Source organism: Saccharopolyspora galaxeae, assembly GCF_016526145.1.
Taxonomy (GTDB): domain Bacteria; phylum Actinomycetota; class Actinomycetes; order Mycobacteriales; family Pseudonocardiaceae; genus Saccharopolyspora_C; species Saccharopolyspora_C galaxeae.
Genome location: NZ_JADDUE010000010.1, coordinates 172,661 through 193,389, shown reverse-complemented (window position 1 = coordinate 193,389; position 20,729 = coordinate 172,661). Strand labels below are relative to the sequence as shown.

General features: G+C 69.1%; 19 protein-coding genes. 9 read left to right on the top strand and 10 right to left on the bottom strand.

The window, feature by feature from the left end:
* Positions 1–145 precede the first annotated feature (145 nt).
* Together INP57_RS22630 and INP57_RS22625 are read left to right on the top strand one after the other, a co-directional pair.
* Positions 146–1,501: an MFS transporter gene (locus INP57_RS22630; RefSeq protein ID WP_200072320.1), complete on the top strand. Its 1,356-nt coding sequence runs from the start codon at positions 146–148 to the stop codon at positions 1,499–1,501.
* Complete coding sequence (locus INP57_RS22625; protein WP_307850220.1) at positions 1,494–2,336, top strand: HTD2 family dehydratase; 843 nt, start codon at positions 1,494–1,496, stop codon at positions 2,334–2,336. The genes INP57_RS22630 and INP57_RS22625 overlap by 8 nt, the downstream gene beginning before the upstream one ends.
* 47 nt (positions 2,337–2,383) lie before the next feature.
* Here the strand turns inward: INP57_RS22625 and INP57_RS22620 are convergent, their stop codons facing one another.
* The 6 genes from INP57_RS22620 to INP57_RS22595 all read right to left on the bottom strand — a co-directional run bounded on the left by INP57_RS22620 (position 2,384) and on the right by INP57_RS22595 (position 8,804).
* Positions 2,384–3,118: a hypothetical protein gene (locus INP57_RS22620; RefSeq protein ID WP_200072319.1), complete on the bottom strand. Its 735-nt coding sequence runs from the start codon at positions 3,116–3,118 to the stop codon at positions 2,384–2,386.
* Positions 3,119–3,415: 297 nt separating this feature from the next.
* The gene (lysX, locus tag INP57_RS22615) at positions 3,416–6,745 is read right to left on the bottom strand and encodes a bifunctional lysylphosphatidylglycerol synthetase/lysine--tRNA ligase LysX (RefSeq protein WP_200072318.1); all 3,330 of its coding nucleotides are present in this window, start codon (positions 6,743–6,745) and stop codon (positions 3,416–3,418) included.
* Between the two features lie 121 nt (positions 6,746–6,866).
* Complete coding sequence (locus INP57_RS22610; protein WP_200072317.1) at positions 6,867–7,010, bottom strand: hypothetical protein; 144 nt, start codon at positions 7,008–7,010, stop codon at positions 6,867–6,869.
* Positions 7,011–7,230: 220 nt separating this feature from the next.
* Positions 7,231–7,626, bottom strand: coding sequence for an Imm1 family immunity protein (locus tag INP57_RS22605; RefSeq protein WP_200072316.1), 396 nt, complete (start codon positions 7,624–7,626; stop codon positions 7,231–7,233).
* A 108-nt stretch (positions 7,627–7,734) separates the two neighbouring features.
* Positions 7,735–7,929, bottom strand: coding sequence for a DUF397 domain-containing protein (locus INP57_RS22600; protein WP_200072315.1), 195 nt, complete (start codon positions 7,927–7,929; stop codon positions 7,735–7,737).
* Complete coding sequence (locus tag INP57_RS22595) at positions 7,911–8,804, bottom strand: helix-turn-helix domain-containing protein (RefSeq protein ID WP_200072314.1); 894 nt, start codon at positions 8,802–8,804, stop codon at positions 7,911–7,913. Before INP57_RS22595 ends, INP57_RS22600 begins: the two co-directional genes overlap by 19 nt.
* 151 nt (positions 8,805–8,955) lie before the next feature.
* Here INP57_RS22595 and INP57_RS22590 point away from each other — a divergent pair, with 151 nt between their 5' ends.
* From INP57_RS22590 to INP57_RS22580, 3 genes are all read left to right on the top strand, one after another.
* Positions 8,956–9,135: a hypothetical protein gene (locus INP57_RS22590; protein WP_200072313.1), complete on the top strand. Its 180-nt coding sequence runs from the start codon at positions 8,956–8,958 to the stop codon at positions 9,133–9,135.
* A gap of 465 nt (positions 9,136–9,600) precedes the next feature.
* On the top strand, positions 9,601–10,191 hold the full coding sequence (locus INP57_RS22585; protein WP_200072312.1) for a TetR/AcrR family transcriptional regulator: 591 nt from the start codon (positions 9,601–9,603) through the stop codon (positions 10,189–10,191).
* A gap of 26 nt (positions 10,192–10,217) precedes the next feature.
* Complete coding sequence (locus INP57_RS22580) at positions 10,218–10,781, top strand: hypothetical protein (protein ID WP_200072311.1); 564 nt, start codon at positions 10,218–10,220, stop codon at positions 10,779–10,781.
* A 107-nt stretch (positions 10,782–10,888) separates the two neighbouring features.
* Here the strand turns inward: INP57_RS22580 and INP57_RS22575 are convergent, their stop codons facing one another.
* Together INP57_RS22575 and INP57_RS22570 are read right to left on the bottom strand one after the other, a co-directional pair.
* Entirely contained in the window at positions 10,889–13,756 is a 2,868-nt protein-coding gene (locus INP57_RS22575; RefSeq protein WP_200072310.1) for an FAD-binding and (Fe-S)-binding domain-containing protein, read from the bottom strand.
* Positions 13,756–14,922 carry a pyridoxal-phosphate-dependent aminotransferase family protein gene (locus INP57_RS22570; RefSeq protein ID WP_200072309.1) on the bottom strand — a complete coding sequence of 389 codons (1,167 nt, stop codon included), beginning with the start codon at positions 14,920–14,922 and terminating at the stop codon, positions 13,756–13,758. The genes INP57_RS22575 and INP57_RS22570 overlap by 1 nt, the downstream gene beginning before the upstream one ends.
* 146 nt (positions 14,923–15,068) lie before the next feature.
* On the opposite strand from INP57_RS22570, the gene INP57_RS22565 reads away from it, so the two are divergent.
* On the top strand, positions 15,069–16,403 hold the full coding sequence (locus INP57_RS22565; RefSeq protein WP_200072308.1) for an SLC13 family permease: 1,335 nt from the start codon (positions 15,069–15,071) through the stop codon (positions 16,401–16,403).
* 78 nt (positions 16,404–16,481) lie between these two features.
* The gene (locus tag INP57_RS22560) at positions 16,482–17,255 is read left to right on the top strand and encodes an IclR family transcriptional regulator (RefSeq protein ID WP_200072307.1); all 774 of its coding nucleotides are present in this window, start codon (positions 16,482–16,484) and stop codon (positions 17,253–17,255) included.
* A 15-nt stretch (positions 17,256–17,270) separates the two neighbouring features.
* Here the strand turns inward: INP57_RS22560 and INP57_RS22555 are convergent, their stop codons facing one another.
* Positions 17,271–18,044 carry an enoyl-CoA hydratase/isomerase family protein gene (locus tag INP57_RS22555; protein ID WP_200072306.1) on the bottom strand — a complete coding sequence of 258 codons (774 nt, stop codon included), beginning with the start codon at positions 18,042–18,044 and terminating at the stop codon, positions 17,271–17,273.
* Positions 18,041–19,234: a CaiB/BaiF CoA transferase family protein gene (locus tag INP57_RS22550; protein WP_200072305.1), complete on the bottom strand. Its 1,194-nt coding sequence runs from the start codon at positions 19,232–19,234 to the stop codon at positions 18,041–18,043. Before INP57_RS22550 ends, INP57_RS22555 begins: the two co-directional genes overlap by 4 nt.
* 238 nt (positions 19,235–19,472) lie before the next feature.
* On the opposite strand from INP57_RS22550, the gene INP57_RS22545 reads away from it, so the two are divergent.
* On the top strand, positions 19,473–19,859 hold the full coding sequence (locus INP57_RS22545) for an SRPBCC family protein (RefSeq protein ID WP_200072304.1): 387 nt from the start codon (positions 19,473–19,475) through the stop codon (positions 19,857–19,859).
* Between the two features lie 45 nt (positions 19,860–19,904).
* The gene (locus INP57_RS22540) at positions 19,905–20,558 is read left to right on the top strand and encodes a histone deacetylase (protein ID WP_233628067.1); all 654 of its coding nucleotides are present in this window, start codon (positions 19,905–19,907) and stop codon (positions 20,556–20,558) included.
* The last annotated feature ends 171 nt before the right edge of the window (positions 20,559–20,729 follow it).

Genomic DNA, 20,729 nt, shown 5'->3' with positions numbered 1-20,729 from the left:
AACCGGCCCGATGGGTTGACACCCGGCGACCCCGATCACAAACTGACGCAACGTTTTGTACGGCTAAATCCGATCCGGCCGTTCCGCCGCGGCGTCCGCCCCGGCTCTTCCCCTCTTGCGGGCTCCCTGATGGAGGTCTGTGTCCATGAGCGGTTCACCCCTGCTCGCCGCGCTCAGCGGTGCGCGCGTCGGCAGGCTGCACCGGCGGGTGCTGCTGACCGTGAGCGTGATGTTCTTCTTCGATCTGGCCGACCTGAACAGCTTCGCGTTCGCCGCCCCGGCGATCCGCCGCGCGCACGACTTCTCGGTGCACGACGTGGCGTGGGTGACCGGTGTCGGGTTCGCCGGAATGGCCCTCGGCGCGATCCTCGGCGGCAGGCTCACCGACCTGCTCGGGCGCCGCGCCGGGATGTTGTGGTCGGTGGTCCTGTTCTCCGCGGGTTCGCTGATGAACGCGCTGATCACCGGCGTCGGGCTGATGGCGGTGGCGCGGTTCGCCACCGGGATCGGGCTCGGCGCGCTGACGACCGTGGCGATCACCTACCTCTCCGAGGTCACCCCCGCCGAGAAGCGCGGACGTTTCCAGTCGATCGCGCTGGGCACCGGCCTGATCGGCATCCCGGTCGTCGCGTTCCTCGCGCGCGGCCTGACCGGCACGCATCCCGAGTCGTGGCGGCTGCTGTTCCTGTTCGGCGCCTTGGGTTTCCTGCTGATCCCGATGCTGCTGCGGCTGCCCGAATCGCCGCGCTGGCTGCTGACCCGCGGCCGCTACGAGGAGGCGGCGGCGATCGTGCGCCGATTCGCGCCCGAGCACACCGGAAACGAGCAACAGCCCGCCGAAGAGCCACCGCGAGCCAGGATGGCCGACCTGTTCGCCCCGGGGATGCGCCGCAACACGATCGCGCTGATGGTGGTGTGGCTGTTCGCGCTGGTCGGCTTCTACGGTTTCCAGTCGTGGATCCCGACGCTGCTGGCCGATCACGGGCAGGACTTCGCCAAGAGCCTCACCATGTCGGCGTTGACCACGGTCGGCGCCGTGCCCGGCGCGTTCCTGGCGTGGCCGTTCATCGACCGCTTCTCGCGCAAGAAGATGGCGACCGTGCTCGGCCTGATCGTGACCGCGCTCGGCGTGGGCTACGGACTCGCGGACAACAGCGCGCTGATCGTGGTGTTCGGAGTCCTGGTCGCCGCGTTGACGCAGACCTACATCGCGGTGCTGTACTCCTACACGCCCGAGGTGTTTCCCACCCACCTGCGCACGGCCGGTGCCGGGCTCGGCAACGGGCTCGGCCGGATCGGGAACGTGGTGGCACCGCTGGTGATCGCCACGATCTACACGACCCCGTCGCTGGGCTATGCGGCGGTTTTCGTGTTCATCTCGGGTTGCTGGCTGGTGGCGACGGCGACGCTGGCGCTGTTCGGCGTCGAGACCAAGCGCACGTCGCTGGAACAGCTGCACGAGGGCAGGATGGCGCCGGACGAGAGGAGCATCGGTGCTTGAGCAACACTTGACGGGCTGGTCCCCGGAGGCGCTGACGGAATCGGATCCGATGCCGCCGGAACCCGCGCGGGCGCTCGCGGCCGTGCTGGAGACGCCGGACGAGTTCGGCGACAAGTCCGAGCTTCCCGCGCTGTGGCACTGGATCTACTTCCTGGAGTGGGCGCGGCACGGCGAACTCGGCCCGGACGGGCATCCGCTCGAAGGGCACTTCCTGCCGCCGATTCCGGACCGCAGGAGGATGTTCGCGGGCGGGCGGCTGACCCTGTCGACTCCGCTGGTGCTCGGCCGCCCCGCGCAACGAACATCCTCTTTGGACAACGTCGCGGTGAAGCAGGGGCGCTCCGGCGAGATGGCGTTCGTGACCGTGCGCAACGAGTATCGGCAGGACGGTGCGCTGCGGCTGGTCGAGGAGCAGGACTACGTCTACCGTTCCGGCGAGAGCGGCGGGAAAAGCCCGCAGGAGCACCACGTTTCGCCCGCCGAGTCCGATGCGCCGTGGCAGGAACCGTTCACCGGCGACCCCGTCCGGTTGTTCCGCTTCAGCGCGCTGACGGCGAATTCGCACCGCATCCACTACGACGCGCCTTACGCGCGGGAGGTCGAGTCGTATCCCGGGCTGGTCGTGCACGGGCCGCTGCTGGTGCTGCTGATGACCGAGATGGCTCGGCGCCGCACCGGCCACGGCGTGTCCTCAGTGGACTACCGGTTGAAACGTCCCGTGTTCGCCGGTGATCCGGTGCTGGTCACCGGGCACCCCGACGACAACGCAGCCGATCTCACCGTGCTCACCGGCCAGGACACCTTGCACGCCCGAGCCCGCGTCCAGCTCGCCTGACCGGGGCGGCGGAGCAGCCTGTCCGATCCGGCACCCCTCGCGCGGCTTCAGTGGAGTTCGACCACCCGCAGCGGCGCGGCGCGCAGGTCGGCCATGGTCCAGCTCGCACCCGCCAGGGCGCAGGCGAAGCGGGCGACCGCGCTCGGGTCGCGTTCACCGGGCTCGAAGGCGAGTTCCGCGATGGTTCCGGCGGCATCGTCGGCCGCTCGGACTTCTGCGGGCAGCTCGTCCTCGAACGGTCCGTCCACTTCGTCCGAATTGGTGCGGAACACCGCCCGCCCGTTCACCGCGTAGGTGAGGCTGGTCAAGCCGTTGATGCACTCGTGCAGCGTGATCGCCGGACCGCCTGCGGCCGAGAGCACCTCGGCGGGATCGCTGGTGGCGTCCCAGCCGCCTTCGGGGGCCGACTCCGGCACCTCCGTGGGGGCGGCCGCTCCGAGGATGCGCCGGAGGATCGGCAGCCCGCCGATCGCGACGGTCGCCCCGGCGTCGTCGTACACGAACGTCCAGCCGCCGATCCGGCCTGCCAGCAGCACGCTCATCGCCCGGGAGTCCGAGCCGAAAGCGGCCTTGGCCATCGAAACGCCCTTCGGCCGTTCCGCAGGCAACGTGCACGGCACCGCCGCGGAAGGATCGGCTTCCAACCCCCGCAGAACCTCGTCCGGGCTCATGTCCCGCACCAGGTGCAGAATCGCGTTCGGCTCCTCTTCGGCCATTTCGGACAACCAGATCGGGTACCCGTCTTCGTCCAGCGTTCCGGAGGGGAATCCGGGTGTGTCCATCCCCGCGGCTCCTCGTTCGATCGATTTCGCGCATCATGCCCGCTTCGGCCGCACGAGCGCTGCTGAGCGCAACGAGCACCGGGGAATCCCTTGTCGGCCCTTCCACGGCTCCTGCCCGTTGCGGCGCCTTGAGCGCGAGCCATCCCGGGCTGAAGGAGAAAGCACGCCACCGCGCCGCCGAGTCCTCAATGGACGGCCGGTCGAGGCGACCGGACGAACCGGCGGAGCCGAACGTCCTCGGCGCGGCGTCGCACGCGGAAGCGAACGACGGCCACCGGCGGTCCCGTCCGCCTGCGCTCAGCTCCCGACGGGTTTGGCCAGCGGGAACGCCAGCGTGTCCCGGATGGAACGCCCGGTCAGCAGCATGATCAACCGGTCGATGCCGAGTCCGAGTCCACCGGTGGGCGGCATGGCGTATTCCAGCGCGGTCAGGAAGTCCTCGTCCAGCTCCATCGCCTCCGCGTCCCCGCCCGCGGCGAGCCGGGACTGCTCGGTGAGCCTGCGGCGCTGCTCGACGGGATCGGTCAGCTCCGAATACCCGGTTCCCAGCTCGACGCCGAACGCGACGAGGTCCCACCGCTCGGCCAGCCGCGGATCCGCGCGGTGCGGGCGCGCCAGCGGCGCGACCTCCGCGGGGAAATCCGTGTAGAAGGTGGGTTCCTGCGTGCTGGGCTCCACCAGCCGCTCGTAAACCTCGTGCACAACGGTTCCGCGGTCCCATTCGGGGTCGTGGGGAACACCGGCCGCCGCACAAGCCCGGTGCAGATCCTCCAGCGGTGTGCCGGTGGTGATCTCTTCGCCGAGCGCCTTCGAGATCGCCTCGTTGACGGTGATGACGGGCCATTCCCCGCTGAGGTCCACGTCCCCGTCGCGGCGAGCGATCTGGGCACCGTTGACCGCCTCCGCGGCGGCCTGCACCAGCCGGCGGCACAGCTCCCGCACGGTCCCGTAGTCGGCGAACGCCGCATAAGCTTCCAGCACCGTGAATTCGGGATTGTGCCGGTAGGAAACCCCTTCGTTGCGGAACACGCGGCCGATCTCGAAGAGCTTGTCCACGCCGCCGACGCAGAGCCGTTTGAGGTAGAGCTCCGGCGCGATCCGCAGGTACAGCGGCATGTCGTAGGCATTGCTGCGGGTGCTGAACGGCCGCGCGTTCGCGCCGCCGTGCACGGGTTGCAGCACCGGCGTCTCCACTTCGAGAAAGCCATCGCCGACGAGCGCGCCCCGCACCGCGTGCAGCGTGGCGCTGCGCGCGTGCAGCGCTTCCCGCGCTTGCGGCCGCATGACCAGGTCGAGGTAGCGCTGCCGAACCCGGGCGTCCTGGTCGGTGAGCCCCCGGTGCTTGCTCGGCAGCGGGTGCAGGCACTTCCCGGCCATCGTCCATTCCGTTGCCAGCAGGGACACTTCGCCGTGCGCGGAGGCCACGACGTCACCGGTCACCGACACCTGGTCGCCGATGTCCACCTGCTCCCGCCAGGTCCGCAAGGCGTCGCCGCTGCCCGAGGCCGTGAGCATCACCTGCACGTCGCCGGAAAAGTCCCGCAGGCTCGCGAAGCACACCCCGCCGTGGTCGCGCAGCAGCATCACGCGCCCTGCCAACGAAGTCCGGTCGCCGGTGGTGCTGTCGGCGGCCAGGCCACCGTGGCGGTCCAGCAGGCTGCGGCAGGATTCCGCTCGGGTGATCCCGGCCGGGTACGGGTCGATTCCCCGGGCGCGCAGGTCGTCGGCCTTGTCCAGCCGCATCCGGGATTGTTCCGGAACGTCCCCGGAATCCGGGCGCGGTTCGGAAAGCGCCGGAACGCGGCGATGCTCGCCGGACGGCTCCTCGGGCGCGGCGACGGGTGCGGCACCCGGCACGGACAGGAAACCTTCCGCGATCACCGACGCGACTCCGATCCGCGCCAGCTCGCGGCGTTCGCAGAAGCCGACGAACCGAGGCGACCAGCGCGGCTGGTACTTGACGTTCGCGCGGTACAGCGATTCGAGCTGCCACCAGCGGGAGAAGAACAGCAGCAGGCCGCGCCAAGCCTGCAACACCGGTCCCGCGCCGAGCCGGGCGCCTTCGTCGAACGCCGAGCGGAACACCGCGAAGTTCAGCGACACCCGCTCCACGCCGAACCACCACGCCTGCTGCATCAGCGAACAGACCATCAGCTCCACGACGCCGTTGTCCGAACCGCCTTCGCGGCGCATCAGGTCCAGCGACAACCCGTGCCGTCCCCACGGGGTCAGCGACAACAGGCCGACCGGGCGCTGGTCCGCGTCCAGCGCTTCCACCAGCACGCATTCCCCGTCGGCCGGGTCGCCGAGGCGGCCGAGCGCCATCGAGAAGCCGCGTTCGGTGTCGGTGTGGCGCCATTCGCGGGCGAGCCGCATCGCCTCGGCCATTTCCCGCTGCGGCACGTCGGAGTGCCTGCGGATGCGTGCGGTGTACCCGGCGCGGCGCACCCGGTTGACCGCCTGGCGCACCGGTCGCATGTCCCGCCCGTCGAGGTTGAATTCCGCGGTGTGCAGGATCGCCTCGTCGCCGAGCTGGAGGATCTTGAGCCCGGCGCGGGCGTAGGCGGCGGCGCCCGCTTCGCTGACGCCGAGCACGGCCGGTACCCAGGTGTATTCGCGGCACATCGCCAGCCAGCGGTCGATGGCCGGGCGCCACGCTTCCGGTTCGCCCAGCGGGTCACCGCTGGCCAGGCAGACCCCGGCGACTTCGCGGTAGGTGATGGCGGCCTTGCCGCTGGGCGAGAACAACGCGGCCTTGTCGCGGCGGGTGGCGAAGTAGCCGAGGGAGTCGCGTTCGCCGCTTTCCGCCAGCAGCGTCCGGATCCGCCGCTCGTCGTCCTCGCTCAGCGCCGAGGCGACCCGCTGGGCCCGCAGCATCAGCAACAGCGCCGTGAACAGCGCGGCCGCGCCGAACAGGCCGAGCAGCAGGTTCACCCATGCGGGAGCGTGCCCGTCCCGGGCGATGTCGAAGGTCACCGCCCCGCCCAGCACCCGCTCGGCGGTCCAGGTCAGCCACTCCCACGGGTTCTCCAGCGATCCGGGCGCCAGCCACGCCAGCACGAATCCCAGGCCGACCGACGTGGTGACGAGCAGGGCGAACACCGATAGGCCCTGGCGCACACCGCCGCGCTTGGTCCGGCCGTAGAACTCGTCGCGCGCCAGCAGCAGCACCGCGAACACGGCCACGCTGATGGCGAGGTTGACCGCGAAGACCCACCCGCCCCACTCCGGCGCCCGATATCGGCCGACTTCTTCGGCCAGCAATTCCTGATCGGTGCTCCACAGGAAGACCACGAGCGCATCGGCCAGCGTTTGCAGCACCAGGATGAGCAGCAGGAGGCGGTAGGCGACGTGCTTGCGCCGTTCCAGCGCCGCGGCGAGCACCACGAGGAAAGCGGCGTACGCGAGGTTGGGCGGTGCGGGGAACACGAAGTCGTCCACGATCCGGCGGACCGGCTGGATGCCGCCGGTGACCGCCAGCCCCACCGCGGAGGCGACGCTGAGCAGCGCGATCAGCAGCAGCGCACCCGCCGCCGCCCGCGGTACCCGGGCGTGCCATCCGGAGCTGCTGCGCACCGCGTCCGCATCCCGCGGATCGGCCGCCGGTGCGACCGCCTCCCGAACCATCAGAACCTCCCTGGCGCACCACCATCGGCCCGCACGGCGAACGGCGGTGGCATTTCCGCCGCGCATGGATATCACCATCCGCGGGCGGTCCGATGACCTGCCCCGCCGCTCACTCCGCCGATCACCGCTGAGCGCGCAGGGTGAAGTACTCGCGCAGCACGAGCACGACGATCAGCACGTCGAGTACGACCAGGGTTATCGAGTGCGTGTTCAACGCGCGCAGGAACTCGAACGCTACGAACGGCGCCAGCGCCGCGGTCGCCACCGGCGCGCTGCTCGTGGTTGCGCCCGCCCCGGATGGGCGCGTTGGCAACAGCAGACTGCTGGCAAATCGCCTACGGAACACCGTCAGCCGCCGGCCGACGCGCCCGCAATGCCACCTGCTGCGGTATGGGATCACCTGCAACGCAACTTCGAGAGCTGCTCCGTGCCCAGCGAGTACCGCACACCGATACGGTCGCTTCCGATCCTGTTCAATCGGTCGGTCAATCCGCGACCCACTCGACACAAGTCGGCTGACGCCGGCTGGCCAGGAACTCATCGAGGGCGCTCAGCACCTGGTCGGCCGAGATCTCCTTGTACTCGGCGAGTTGAGCGTGGTGACCGCCGCGCCAGTAGTCCACCGGCTCGGTGTTGGAGCCGTTGGCAGGCCGGTACGAAGTGCGGCCGTCCCAGTACGTCAGCACACCGCGGTCGCCGTCGAGCCCGACCGACAACTTCGGCGCGCGCCGCTCGCTGATGTTCACGAAGAAAGCCCAGGCCTGCTTCGGCTGGTCCCGGTGGGCCCGCTGCAACGCCTCGACGATCGCGGCCCGGTCGTCGATCGCCGAAACTTCCACGCCGCCTTCTTCGAGAAGTTCGGCGACAACCGCGCTGCTCATGACCGTTGCCCCCTGCCGCCGACGGTGTTCCGTCGGCGGCAGGGTGTCAGCAAGGTATGACAGCGAAGCACGCTCTGACGCCCGGATGCCGGCTCGCCAGCGAACCGACTACTTCCGGTCGAAGCGGCCGCGCTTCACCGCGGCCACGAAGGCTCCGACGTCGACTCGCAAGGTGGCGCCGTCCGGGTCCTTCGAGTCGCGCAGGTAGCGCAGGTCGTCGGACAGCTCGACGCAGTTGGAACCAGCTTGGCTGCGACTGGACTTCACCCAGCGTTGGCAGTTGTTCACCGTGTTCGCTCCCATCGCTTAGCGGTCTCCGCGATCGCTCGCATGGACTCGTCAGTGTCAAACGACACCTTGTCTAGCTGATCAATAGCGTGACGGTAAACCTCGATATCTTCATCCTCGTGTAGGAGCAACGTTGACCGGCGGTTCTCCAGCTGAACAACGGGATCCGAGGTCTCAGATTCGACCAGCGTGAATGCGCCGTCCAAGGCAGGGTTCCAACCGCTCCGATACGGGATTACCCGCAAGGCGACGTTCGAGCGCTCACGCGTTGCGATCAGGTTCCGCAGTTGCTCCGCCATGACCGCCCGATCACCAACAGTCTGGTGCAGGACGGCTTCGCCGAGGTACACCACCAGGCTCACGGGGTCGGTGCGGCTCAAGATCTTCTGATGGCCGAGCCGGAGTGCCACCCGCGCCGAAACCTCGCTGGCAGGAACGCCGCCACCGCCGGTCATGATCCCGCGGATGTAGCTGGGTACCTGCAATAGTCCAGGAACCAGCAGCGGAGCTACCTCGGTAACTTGGCTCGCCAACTCCTCGAAGTCGATCAGAGCCGATAGCTGCCGCTCCCGCTCCGGCAGCGTCGTCGCCACCCACGGCGGGTTCTTCGCCTCGTACGCCAGGGACATGATCTCGTCGAAACGATCGCCGCTGACGCCGAGGGCGCTGAGGATCTGCGCGGTGCGTTCGGGCGTCAGCGGGCGCTCTCCGTTCTCCCAGCGGGAGATTTCGCCGGAGTGGCGGCCGATCCGGCCTGCCAGTTCACGCAGGCTCGTGCTGCGGTCGTTGCGTTCCTTGCGCACCGCCAGGCCGAGCGCGCGGGCTTTGGGGGTCGCGGCCAAGTGTTGCTCCTCGCTGTTCGTCGGCGACCGCTCGACATCGATGTTCACCTGCTGCGCGCACGGCAACATCGTTGTTGCGGGCCTCGGGCTTCCAAGAAGATCACTGCTGCCAGGGAAACGGCAGCGACCACGTCGCTCACTTCTACCACGTGACTATCGCGCCACAGCAAGGAAAAACGACCGAGCGGGTGATCAGGAATTGCAGCGATACCAGGTGCCGGAACAGCTCGCGGACCGCCGCGCCACCGAAGACGTCATGGCCGAATGGACGCTCGTGCAACGGAAATTGCGAACCTGCTTCCACTGCTCGCAGGTGTACCTCGGGCCGGAAGACGCCACGCGGTGCGAGAAGTTCCACGAAGGCGCGGATTCCCGATGACTTCGCGCGGATGGACGTGGATGACTTCGGTGCTGGAGTCGGCATGGCACCTCGTCCCGGAGCGGTTCGAGACGTTCCGAGCACCTTGCGCATGCGGGCATTTCGTCACCGGCCCGGTGCATCGGCGGCTGGCCGAGAACCCGCCCGCCACCGAGTCCCGATGCCGAGCCTGCGTCCGCGCCGCTGAAGAATCCCCCGACATGGCGCGGAAACCACCCTCCCCCGAACGCCCGGCCCAACCGGGCGAGATCCGGTGGCCGACCACCCCTCCCAGGACGGCCGCCTGAACCGGGGCGGCGCCGGCTCCCCTCCCCCACCGGCGCCGCCCCGCCCCCGACCTTGAGCGAACGGACCGTTTGACCAATCTATTGGGACCAACAGTCCGTTCACTCGGACAGGACCCGCGCGACTGTGGCGAAGTTGGGCGTGCCACTGTTGCTAACACAGGTGTGTTAGTTTGGTGCGGTGGTGCGCACGATCGATCAGGAGGCGCGGCGGCGGGTCATCGTCGACGCGGTGTGGCGGACGTTGGACCGCGGTGGGCTGGAAGAGGCATCGGTGCGGAAGGTGGCGGCCGAATCGGGGCTGGCCACCGGATCGGTCCGGCACTTCTTCGGCACTCAGGCCGAACTGCACGAGTTCGCGCTGCGCTCGCTCTCGGACCGGGTCAGCGAGCGGGTGCGCCAGGCGGCCGAGGAGCCGGACGTGCGGCAACGGGTGCTCGCGATGCTCGGCGAACTGATGCCGCTGCGCGACGACACCGCCCGGGAGCTGAGCATTTGGCTGGAGTTCGTGCATCGCGCCCGGTTCGACCCGGCCCTCGCGGCCGTCGTGGCGGAGCAAGCCGCCGAGGTGCGCGAGTTCCTGCGGCACGTCGTGCGGGGTTTGGGAGAACTCGGCCAGCTCACGCCCGATGCCGACTACGAACACGCGGCGGCCGGGCTCAACGCCTTCGTGGACGGGCTGACCTTCGAGCTGCTGACCGCTCCGGCGCTGCTCACCCGGCAGCAGGCCGTCGAGTTGCTGGAGCACTACCTGTTCGGCGCCGCTCGCTGAACACCTACAACTGGGGAGTAATCGCAATGATCGCAGCCATTTTCGCCGCTGAGGCGGCGTTCTGGGTGTTCCTGGTGGCCGGTCTCGCCGCCCGCTACCTCGCGCGGCAGGAACGGCTGAGCAGCTGGTTGCTGCGCTGCGTCCCGCTGGTGGACGTCGTGCTGGTCGCACTGGTCGCCGTCGACCTGGCCCGCGGTGCGGAACCAACGCAGGCGCACGCCCTCGCGGCCGTCTACTTGGGATTCACCGTTGCCTTCGGTCACGCCACCATTTCCTGGGCCGACGCCAGGTTCCGGTACTGGTTCAACCGCGGCCCGAAGCCGGACAAGCCCGCGAAGGGGTCACGGGCGGAAGTTCTGGCGCTGTGGCGGGAATGGCTGCGCGTGCTGCTGGCCTCCGCGATCGCCTGCGCGCTGCTGCTGGTGATGTTGGCGATCGACGGCTCCATCGTGCCCGGGTCGGCCGCGGAGGCCTCGCAACATCCATATTGGAGCATGATGTCGGTGCTGGGGATCGTGACCGCAATCTGGTTCCTCGCCGGACCCGCCTTCGCCGGAAGGGGCCGAGTCGAAACCGACGCGACGCGCTGAGCCTCCGGTCGCCGGTCCCGGCCCGCCCACGAGCCGGGACCGCACAGTCCCGCCGCGGCACGAGTCCGCAAGACCGCACGCCGGACTGCACACGCAGCGACAGGGACTCAGTCCCGCAACGCGGCCCTCAGCAGTTCGATCGGATGATGGGCCTCGCGCGGAGTCCCGTGCGCGATCTGCTGGCGGCACGAGACACCGGTGGCGGCGACGATCGTGGTGGCAGGTTCGGCCGTGACAGCCGGGAACAACCGGTCGGACCCCACGGTCATCGACAGCTCGTAGTGCTCCGCCTCGAAACCGAAAGAGCCCGCCATGCCGCAACATCCGGCATCTAGCTCCACCACCTCGGCCCCGGGGATACGTCGCAGCAGTTCGACGGTCGCCAAGGTGCCAACCTCAGCTTTCTGGTGGCAGTGCCCGTGGAAGACGACTTTCCTCGCCGCGGGCCAGGAATCCGCCGACAGCTCCAGGTCTCCGGCGTCGATGGCTTCGGACAGCACTTCTTCGAGCTGTCGCACCCGGCCCGCAACATCCCGTGCCGCGCCGGAGTCCGGCAGCATGGACAGCGTTTCGTCCCGCAAGGTCAGCACGCAGGAAGGCTCGCAACCGACGAGCGGCGCGTCCGAATCGGACAGTCGCGACACCAGGTCTTGCGCCTTGCGCTGCGCATCGTCGACGAGACCTTTCGACAGGCTCGACCTGCCGCAGCAGCCCTCGGTGACCAGCCGGACCTCGTAACCGGCTCGCTCCAGCAGGTCGACAGCGGCCTTGCCGATGTCCGGTTCGGTGTAGGTGGTGAACGAGTCCGCCAGGAACAGGATCGGGCCGCGGGGAGCGGACTCGGGCCGCGCGCGTTTGCGGAACCAGGAGCCGAGGTTGCGGCGCTCGAACCGAGGCAGCGGCCGGTTCGCCGTGATGCCGAGCAGCCGCTGCATCGCCCTGCGCAGCAACGGAATCCGGCCGGGCAGGTTCGACAGCGGAGCCGTCGCCGATCCCAGCCTGTTCAGCGCGCGGATCGACCCGAACACGCGAGAACGCAACGGCACCCCGTGCTCGTCGTGGTAGTGCGACAGCGTTTCGCTCTTGAGCTTCGCCATGTCCACACCCAGCGGGCACTCGCTCTTGCACGCCTTGCACATCAGGCACAGGTCCAGCACCTCGTGCAGCCGCTCATCTCCCAACGCCGCCTTCGGGTCGGGCTCCGACAGCGCCTTGACCAGGGCGTTGGCGCGCCCCCGCGTCGAGTCTTCTTCGCGCGTGGTGGCCATGTAGGACGGACACATCGCACCGCTGGTGCTCTTCCGGCACACCCCGATGTTCATGCACCGATCCGCCGAGCCGCGCATTCCGCCGACCACCTCGAACGACAGTCGGGTCCGCAATGGACCGGGCTCCGGCAGTGCCGCGTCGCGCAGGTTGTCGGTCATCGACGGCGCCTCGACGATCTTGCCGGGATTCAGCGTTCCCGCCGGATCGAAGAGGTGCTTGACCCGGCACATCGCCTCGTACAGCTCGTCGCCGAAAATCTCGCGGTTGAACTCGCTGCGCGCCAGGCCGTCGCCGTGCTCGCTGGAGTTCACCCCGCCGTAGGCCGTCACCAGCGATTTCACCTCTTCGGCCACGGCGCGCATCTTCTCCGTCTCGCCCGGCTCCGCAAGGTCGACGAACGGGCGGATGTGCAGGCATCCCACCGAGCAGTGGCCGTAGAAACCGGCCTGCATCTCGTAACGGTCCAAGATCTCCGCGAACTTGGCGGTGTACTCGGCGAGGTGCTTGGGATCGACCGCGGTGTCCTCCACGAACGCCAGCGGGCGGCGGGTTCCGGAACCGGCGGCCATCAGCAATCCGAGACCGGCCTTGCGCACCTTCAGCAACGCCGACTGCTGCTGCGGAGTCACCGCCTCAAGGGTGTGGTAGCCGTGCTCGTGCTTGCGCCACAACGAACTCAGCCGTTGCAGCCGTCCGGTCAGCTCGTCCTTGTCGTCACCGGTGAAGCTGACGAAAAGCAGCGCATCCGGGTCACCTTCCAGGATCGTGCCCAGCGAGGCGTACTCGATGCGTTCCCGGGACAGGTCCAGGATCGTACGGTCCATCAGCTCCACACCGGACGGATCGAAGCTCAGCGCGTCCTCGGTCGCCTCGATCGCCGCTTGGGTGGAGGTGAAGTGCCCGACCGCGATCACCGTGTGCTTCGGTTTCGGTACCAGGTCCACCAGTGCCTCGGTGGCCACGACCAGCGTTCCCTCCGAGCCGACGACGAACTCGGCGAGGTCGAACGGTTCGGCGGATATCCGGTCGAGCCGGTAACCGCCCGAGCGGCGCCAGAACTCCGGGTAGCCGCCGGTGATCGCCTCCTTGTTCTCCGCGACGATCCGCGGAAGTTCCCGGTACAGCGCGCCTTCCAGCGTCCCGGCCGCTGCACGTCGTTGCCGCTCGGCTTCGTCCACCGGGCCGAGACGCGCCCTGCTGGCATCCGCGAGCACCACGCTCAGCTCGCGCACGTGGTCGATCGTCATGCCGTAGCGCACAGACCCGCTGCCCGCGGAGTTGTTGCCGATCATCCCGCCCAGCGTGGCGCGATTGCTGGTCGAAGTGTCCGGGCCGAACATCAGCCCGTGTGGCGCGGCGGCCCGGTTGAGCTGGTCCTGCACCACGCCCATCTGCACGCGAGCCGTCCGCGAATCCGGGTCGAGATCCAGGATCTTGTTCATGTGCCGGGAAAAGTCCAGCACCAGGCCCGGACCGACGGTCTGCCCGGCGAGGCTCGTGCCCGCTCCGCGGGGCACCACCGGCACTTCGTGCTCGCGGGCGACGACGACAGCGGCGGCCGCATCGTCGGCGTCCCGCGGGAACACCACGCCCAGCGGCGTGATCGTGTACATGCTCGCGTCGCGCGAGAACAGGTGCCGGGTGTAGTCGTCGAAGGCGACCTCGCCGGAGATTTCGCGCCGCAGCTTGCTTTCCAGATCGCTCATCACGCCGCCTTCAGCACTCGCAGGGCTTCCTCGACACCGCCCTGATCGATCGGAACACCGGCCAGCTCGAGTCCCATCTGGACACCCGCGAGCGTCCCGGCCAGCGATACATCGTTGAAGTGGCCCAAGTGCCCGATGCGGAAGACCTTGCCCGCGACCTTGCCCAGGCCCGCGCCGAGCGACATGTTGAACCGGTGCAGGATCAGCTCGCGAACCTTGTCCGCATCATGGCCATCGGGTAGCAAAACAGCCGTCAGCGCCGGTGAATGCTCGCGCTCGTCCGAGCACAACGTCTCCAGACCCCACGCGCGCACGGCGGCGCGCGTGGCCGCGGAGTGCAGCCGGTGGCGCTCGAAGACCTGCGGCAAGCCCTCGTCGTCGAGCATCCGCAGCGCCTCCCGCAGTCCGAACAGGAGATTCGTCGCCGGTGTGCTGTGGAAGAAACCCCGCCGATTCGCCTGCAACACCGGCTGCCAGTCCCAATAGGACCTCGGCAGACCGGCCTTCTCGCCGGCCCGCAACGCCTTCTCGCTCACCGCGTTGAAACCGAGGCCCGGCGGCAGCATCAGGCCCTTCTGCGAGCAGGAGATCGTGACGTCCACACCCCACTCGTCGTGCCGGTAGTCGACCGAGCCGAGCGAGGAGATCGTGTCCACCAGCAGCAGCGCCGGGTGAGCTGCCTCGTCCATCGCCCGCCGCACCTCGGCGATCCGGCTGGTCACGCCGGTGGAGGTCTCGTTGTGCACCGCGCAGACCGCCTTGATCTCGTGCGCGGAGTCCCCGGCGAGCCGTTCGGCGACCACGGCCGGATCGACGCCATGCCGCCAATCGCCGGGCACGAAATCCACCCGCAGGCCCAACTTCTCGGCCATCTCCCGCCACAGCACCGCGAAGTGCCCGGTCTCGAACGCCAGCACCCGGTCTCCGGGGCTGAGCGTGTTGACCAGCGCCGCCTCCCACGCACCGGTCCCCGACGAAGGGTAGATCACGACCGGGCCGGTGGTGCCGAAGACCGGCCGCACCGCTTGCAGCACCTCTCCGGTCAGCTCGGCGAACTCCGGGCCGCGGTGATCGATGGTGGGCGCGGACATCGCGCGCAACACCCGCTCCGGAACGTTCGTCGGGCCTGGAATTTGCAGGAAGTGATTGCCGATCGGCTGCGCCATCGGATTCTCCTCATTCAGTTCTGCAACTCTTGACGTCAAATGTGGCCGGGGTCATACTTCCTCGGCACGAGACCACGGCTTCGCCTCATGAATTCAGTTCCCGCTCCCGTCCCCGAGCCGACGACTGCCTCGCACCGAGGAGCCACATGTCCGTACAAGTAGTCTCCATCATCGGCCTGGTACTCATTTTCCTGATCGCCACGCTGCGCTCGGTGAACATGGGCGCAGTAGCTTTTCTGGGCGCATTCCTCATCGGCACTTTCGTGGTGCGGGAAAGCGCCGACGACCTGTTCGCCGGATTCCCCGGCGACCTGTTCACCGTGCTGGTCGGGGTCACGCTGCTGTTCGCCATCGCCAAGAGCAACGGCACCGTCGACTGGCTCATCCACGTCGGAGTCCGCGCCGTGCGCGGCCGGATCGCGCTGGTCCCGTGGGTGATGTTCCTGGTGACGAGCCTGCTGACGATGGTGGGCGCGGTCGTGCCGGGCGCGGTCGCGATCATGGCGCCGATCGGGCTGAACTTCGCCGCCCGCTACCGGATCAACCCGATGCTGATGGGCCTGCTGATCATCAACGGCGCCACCGCGGGCGGCTTCTCGCCGATCAGCATTTTCGGCAGCATCACGAACGGCGTGGTGGAACGCAGCGGACTGCCCAGCAACCCGGCGTTGCTGTGGGGCAGCCAATTCGTTTTCAACCTGTTGCTCAGCGTGCTCGTCTTCTTCCTGTTCGGCGGCCGAGAACTGCTGCGGCGGAAGGTCGACACCGAACCTCCAGAAAACTCCGGAGAAATGGCTGGACCCGAGACCAGCGGAGGATCCGGCGGCACTACCACGGCGACCGCGGCCGAACCGGCCACCAGTACGCTCGCACAAGTCACCACGCTCAACGCGAATCGCGCGCTCACGCTCACCGGCCTGGTGCTGCTGGCCGTCGGCGCCCTCGCGCTGGAATTCGACGTCGGCCTGCTGTCGCTGAGCATCGCCACCGTGCTGTGCATCATCTCGCCGCAGACGACCAAGGCGTGCATCGGCGAGGTCGCGTGGCCGACCGTGCTGCTGATCTGCGGCGTGGTGACCTACGTGAGCATGATGGAGGAGATCGGCACCATCGAGTTCCTCGGCGACGGCGTCGCAGGCATCGGCGTTCCGCTGCTGGCGGCGTTCGTAATCTGCCTGATCGGCGCGGCGGTGTCCGCCTTCGCCTCGACCACCGGCATCCTCGGCGCGCTCATCCCGCTGGCGGTGCCGTTCCTGCACACCGGCCAGGTCGGCGCGATCGGGATGATCATCGCGTTGACGGTGGCCTCGTCGGTGGTGGACTCCTCGCCGTTTTCCACCAGCGGCGCGCTGGTCGTCGCCAGCAGCCCGGCCGAGATGCGCGACAACGTGTTCCGGAAGCTGATGACCTGGGGCATGAGCATGATCGTCATCGCCCCGGTGGTGGCCTGCGCGCTGTTCGTCCTGCCCGGATGGTTGTGAGGCACGCCGTGCTGGTCGTGCGCCCGGCCCGGTCCGCCGGTTTCGGACCGGGCCACCGGCGGCCACTAAGCTGAGGATGTGAGCGAAGGAATGCGCACCGTGCTGTCGGCTTTCCGCGTGCTGGAAGAGGTCGCGCACACCCAACCGGCCGGCGTCGGCGAACTCGCCCGCAGGCTCGGGCTGCCCAAGAGCACCGTGCAACGCGCTCTCCGGACACTGTGGACGGCGGGCTGGATCTGCCCGGACGGCGCGGACGTGACCCGCTGGGTGCTGACCACCCGCGCGTTCCAGGTCGGCCAGCACGCCATTTCGGACATCAGCGTGCGCGACGCCGCAGCAGCGGTCCTGCACGAGCTGCGGCGCGAAACCGGCGAAACAGCGCACCTCATGGTCCGCGAAGGCGAGCACGCCGTGCTGATCGAGCGGGTCGAGACCGACCACCCGGTCCGCGCGGTGCTGCCGCTGGGCAGCACCGTCCCGCTGCACGGCTCCTCGAACGGCAAGGCGATCCTCGCGGCCATGCCGCGGGAGAAGGTGCAGCCGATCATCGGGGAACGGCTCCAGCGCTACACCGGGAGCACCATTGTGGACTGGGACGAGTTCTTCGCCGAACTCGACGGCGTGACCCAGCGCGGTTTCGCCTCGAACTTCGGGGAATGGCGCGCGGACATCGCCGCGGTCGCCGCGGCCATCCTGGACTCCAGCGGCGAACCGGTGGCGAGCCTGTCCGTGTCCGCACCGGCGGGCCGGATGTCCGAGCAGGCGCGGGATCGTTACGGTCCGCTGGTCATCGAAGCGACACAGCGGGTCAGCGCCACGCTCGGCTACCGGCGCCCGGTGCGACCTCGCTGACCCGCTCATCGCCGATCACCGGCCGCGCCACTGCGGGCGGCGCTTTTCCACGAAAGCGCCCACCCCTTCCCGGAAATCTTCACTGCCGTAGCAGAGCTCGATCAGATCATCGCCCGGTGGCAAGGAATGCTCGCGCAGCCGCCGCATCGCCAGCTTGCTCGCCCGCATCGTCAGCGGAGCCTGCGCGGCGATCTGCTCGCACAGCGCATCGATCCGACCGTCTAGTTCGGACTCGGACACCACTTCGGACGCGAGCCCGATGCGTTCGGCCTGCTCGGCCTCGACGAACCCGGCGGTGCAGATCAGGTGCATGGCGCGTCCCGCTCCGATCAGCTGCACCAGCCGCGCGTAGTTCCGCATGGACAGGCAGTTGCCCACCGTGCGCGCGATCGGCAGCCCGAACTTCGCCGCGGGCGAGCAGATCCGCAGGTCGCAGCAAGCCGCGATGGTCAACCCGCCGCCGGTCGCATAACCGTCGACCGCGGCGATCGTGGGCACCCGGATCCCTTCGACCCGGTCCAGGACGCCGTCGATGCGCTGCTCGTAGGCATGTCCGTCCGCGGCGCCGCGAAAGTCCTGGAACTGGGCGATGTCCGTGCCCGCCACGAACGCTTTCCCGCCCGCGCCGCGGAAAACGACCACCCGGACCGCCTCGTCGGCGTTGACCCGCTCGCAGAAATCGGCGAGCCCGTCGTACATCTCCCACGTCACGGCGTTGCGCGCAGCCGGGCGGTTGAACGTGGCGGTGGCGACGGCACCGTTGAACTCGGTGCGCAACTGATCGGTCATCCGGCGGCTCCTTCGGCGCGCATCCGGGCGATCTCGGCGTCGGTGCGGCCGAGCGATCGCAGAACTTCGTCGGTGTGCTGCCCCAGATCGGGCGCGACGCGGCGGATTTCCGCCGGTGTGCCGGTGAGTTTCACCGGGACGCCGAGCGAGCGGACCCGGCCCTCCGCCGGATGATCCAGCTCGACGACCATCTCGCGGGCCGCGGTGTGCGGATCGGCGCAGGACTCGGCGTAGTCGCGAATCGGACCGACCGGCACACCCGCGTCCAGCAGCAGCTGCACCCACTCGTCCCGGTCCCGTTCGCGCAGCGTGCGGCCGAGTTCTCCGGCGAGTTCGTCGCGGCGGCGCACGCGATCGGTATTGGTGGTGAACCGCTCGTCGGCGAGCAGGTCGAGGCGGCCCAGCACCTTGCACAACCGCTGCCACAGCCGCTCGTTGTTCGCGCCGATCGTCAAGTAGCCGTCACGAGCCGGAAGCGCCTGATAGGGCGCGTTCACGCGGTGCGCGGAACCGAGGCGGCCGGGTGGCTCGCCGGTGGCCCAAAGCTCCGATGTCTCCCAAATGGACAGTGCCAGTGCCGCGTCGTAGAGCGAAGTGTCCACCGCTTGGCCGCGGCCGGTCGTCGCGCGGGACAGGCACGCGCTGAGGATGCCGACCGCGCAAAACAATCCGGCGGACAGGTCGGCGACCGGCACCCCGGCCTTCACCGGCGGGCCGTCCGGATCCCCGGTGACGCTCATGATCCCGGACATGGCTTGCGCGATCAGGTCGTAGCCCGCGCGCTGCGCGTACGGGCCGGTCTGGCCGAAACCGGACACGGAGGCGTAGACGAGCTGATCGTTGAGCCCGCTCAGCGTCTCGTAGTCCACGCCGAGCCGCGCCGCCACGCCCGGCCGGAAGCTCTCCACCACGACGTCGGCGTCGCGGGCCAGATCGTGGAAGGCCTGCCTGCCCGCGTCGCTCTTGAGGTCCAGCGCGATGCTGCGCTTGTTCCGGTTCACCGCCAGGAACGCCGCGCTCTCGCCGTTCGGCAGCCGGTGCCCGGTGGCTTGGCGGGTGGCGTCGCCCGCGCCGATCGGCTCGACCTTGAGCACGTCGGCGCCGAGGTCGCCGAGCAACTGGCAGCAGTAGGGACCGGCCATGACCTGCGTGAGGTCCAGGACCGTCAGGTTCTCCAGCGCCAACATCATCGTCGCCCGCCGTTCTGTGCCGTTTCACGGCACGACCACCTTGTGACGGCATGAAGGTACGAGCGGGTCAGCTGCGGAGTCAATACGCTCGGCGATGAACCGCAGGCGGACCGGCTGTCCCGCGCACGACGCGCACTGCGCTTCGCGGCACCTCCGACCAGGTCTTTCGCGGAACCGGCCGGAAGCGCTCACCGGAAGCCGCCGAGCCGCGCCCCGCGCCGTCGCCGACGATGGGCCGATGGAGACCACCGCGGAAGCGTCCGGCCCGGCGACGCCGGACGAGGTGTGGGAGCGCTACGCCGATCCCGCCCGCTGGCCGGGCTGGTCACCGCAGATCACCGAGGTCCACACCGACGCGGTCCGCATCGCGCCCGGCGCCGATGGCAGGCTGTTCGCCGCCGGCGGGGTCCGCCTGGACTTCACCGTCACCGACGTCGACGAGCAGCACCGGAAGTGGTCGTGGAGCGTGCGCTTCGGGCTGCTGACGTTGCACCTGGACCACGGTGTGGAAGCGGCCGGAGAGGGCTCGACGACCTGGCTCAACGCGCGCGGGCCGGCGTTCTTGATCATGCCGTACATGCCGTTCGCCCGCAGCGCGCTGCAGAACCTGGTGCAGCAGTGCTGATCGGCGAGGTTTCCGCGCGGCACGCCGGGCTGTGATCATCAAGGGATGCACGGGACCACCGAGGCGATGCGCGGCGAGCAGCCCGAGCTGGTTTGGTACGCCAGCTACGGCTCGAACATGGACGCGGGACGCCTGCGCTGCTACCTCGAAGGCGGCACGCCGCCCGGCGGACGGCGCAGCTGCCCCGGTTGCCGCGATCCGCGCCCGCCGCGGCGCACCACCGGCCATCAGGTGCCGGGCGGGATCCACTTCGCGACCGAGTCGCAGGTCTGGGGTGGCGGGCGTGCTTTTCTCGACCGAGCCCTGCCCGGCTCGGCCGCGCTGCGGGCGTACCTGGTCAGCGGCGAGCAGTTCGCCGACCTGGTGGCGCAGGAGATGTACCGCGAGCCGGGCGACGACCTCGACCTGCGGGAAGTGCTGCGCACCGGCGTCAGCAGGCTCGGGCCCGGCCGCTACGAAACGCTGCTGCGCGTCGGTGACCTGGACGGTCATCCGGTGCTGACGTTCACCGCGCCGTTCTCCAGCGCCGAGGTGACGCCGGTGGCACCGTCGGCGGCTTACCTGCGGATGCTGCTGGCCGGACTACGCGACGGACAGGGCTGGGACGCGGACACGGCCGCCGGCTACCTCGCCGGGTGTCCCGGCGCTCTCGGGCATTGGAGCCCCGCGGACATCCGCGCGCTCGCGACGAATTTCTGAGATCTCGCTCCCGAATCGGCCGACACGCCCGAGCGCCACCCGAGGCGGGGACGAAGGCTCCGAGCGAACGGCCTCTTCGCCCGATCTAGTGGGACCAAAGTTCCGTTCACTCGGAAAGTTCGGCGGGGCTGGCCCGGTGCCGACACGCCGATTCATTCGGAGATGACGGGA

What these genes read in the sequence shown, in the direction of transcription:
- INP57_RS22630 (WP_200072320.1), top strand. Translation starts at nt 146, where the DNA reads ATGAGCGGTTCACCCCTGCTCGCCGCGCTCAGCGGTGCGCGCGTCGGC.
- INP57_RS22620 (WP_200072319.1), bottom strand. Translation starts at nt 3,118, where the DNA reads ATGGACACACCCGGATTCCCCTCCGGAACGCTGGACGAAGACGGGTAC.
- lysX (WP_200072318.1), bottom strand. Translation starts at nt 6,745, where the DNA reads ATGGTTCGGGAGGCGGTCGCACCGGCGGCCGATCCGCGGGATGCGGAC.
- INP57_RS22605 (WP_200072316.1), bottom strand. Translation starts at nt 7,626, where the DNA reads ATGAGCAGCGCGGTTGTCGCCGAACTTCTCGAAGAAGGCGGCGTGGAA.
- INP57_RS22600 (WP_200072315.1), bottom strand. Translation starts at nt 7,929, where the DNA reads ATGGGAGCGAACACGGTGAACAACTGCCAACGCTGGGTGAAGTCCAGT.
- INP57_RS22580 (WP_200072311.1), top strand. Translation starts at nt 10,218, where the DNA reads ATGATCGCAGCCATTTTCGCCGCTGAGGCGGCGTTCTGGGTGTTCCTG.
- INP57_RS22575 (WP_200072310.1), bottom strand. Translation starts at nt 13,756, where the DNA reads ATGAGCGATCTGGAAAGCAAGCTGCGGCGCGAAATCTCCGGCGAGGTC.
- INP57_RS22570 (WP_200072309.1), bottom strand. Translation starts at nt 14,922, where the DNA reads ATGGCGCAGCCGATCGGCAATCACTTCCTGCAAATTCCAGGCCCGACG.
- INP57_RS22565 (WP_200072308.1), top strand. Translation starts at nt 15,069, where the DNA reads ATGTCCGTACAAGTAGTCTCCATCATCGGCCTGGTACTCATTTTCCTG.
- INP57_RS22555 (WP_200072306.1), bottom strand. Translation starts at nt 18,044, where the DNA reads ATGACCGATCAGTTGCGCACCGAGTTCAACGGTGCCGTCGCCACCGCC.
- INP57_RS22550 (WP_200072305.1), bottom strand. Translation starts at nt 19,234, where the DNA reads ATGATGTTGGCGCTGGAGAACCTGACGGTCCTGGACCTCACGCAGGTC.
- INP57_RS22545 (WP_200072304.1), top strand. Translation starts at nt 19,473, where the DNA reads ATGGAGACCACCGCGGAAGCGTCCGGCCCGGCGACGCCGGACGAGGTG.
- INP57_RS22540 (WP_233628067.1), top strand. Translation starts at nt 19,905, where the DNA reads ATGCACGGGACCACCGAGGCGATGCGCGGCGAGCAGCCCGAGCTGGTT.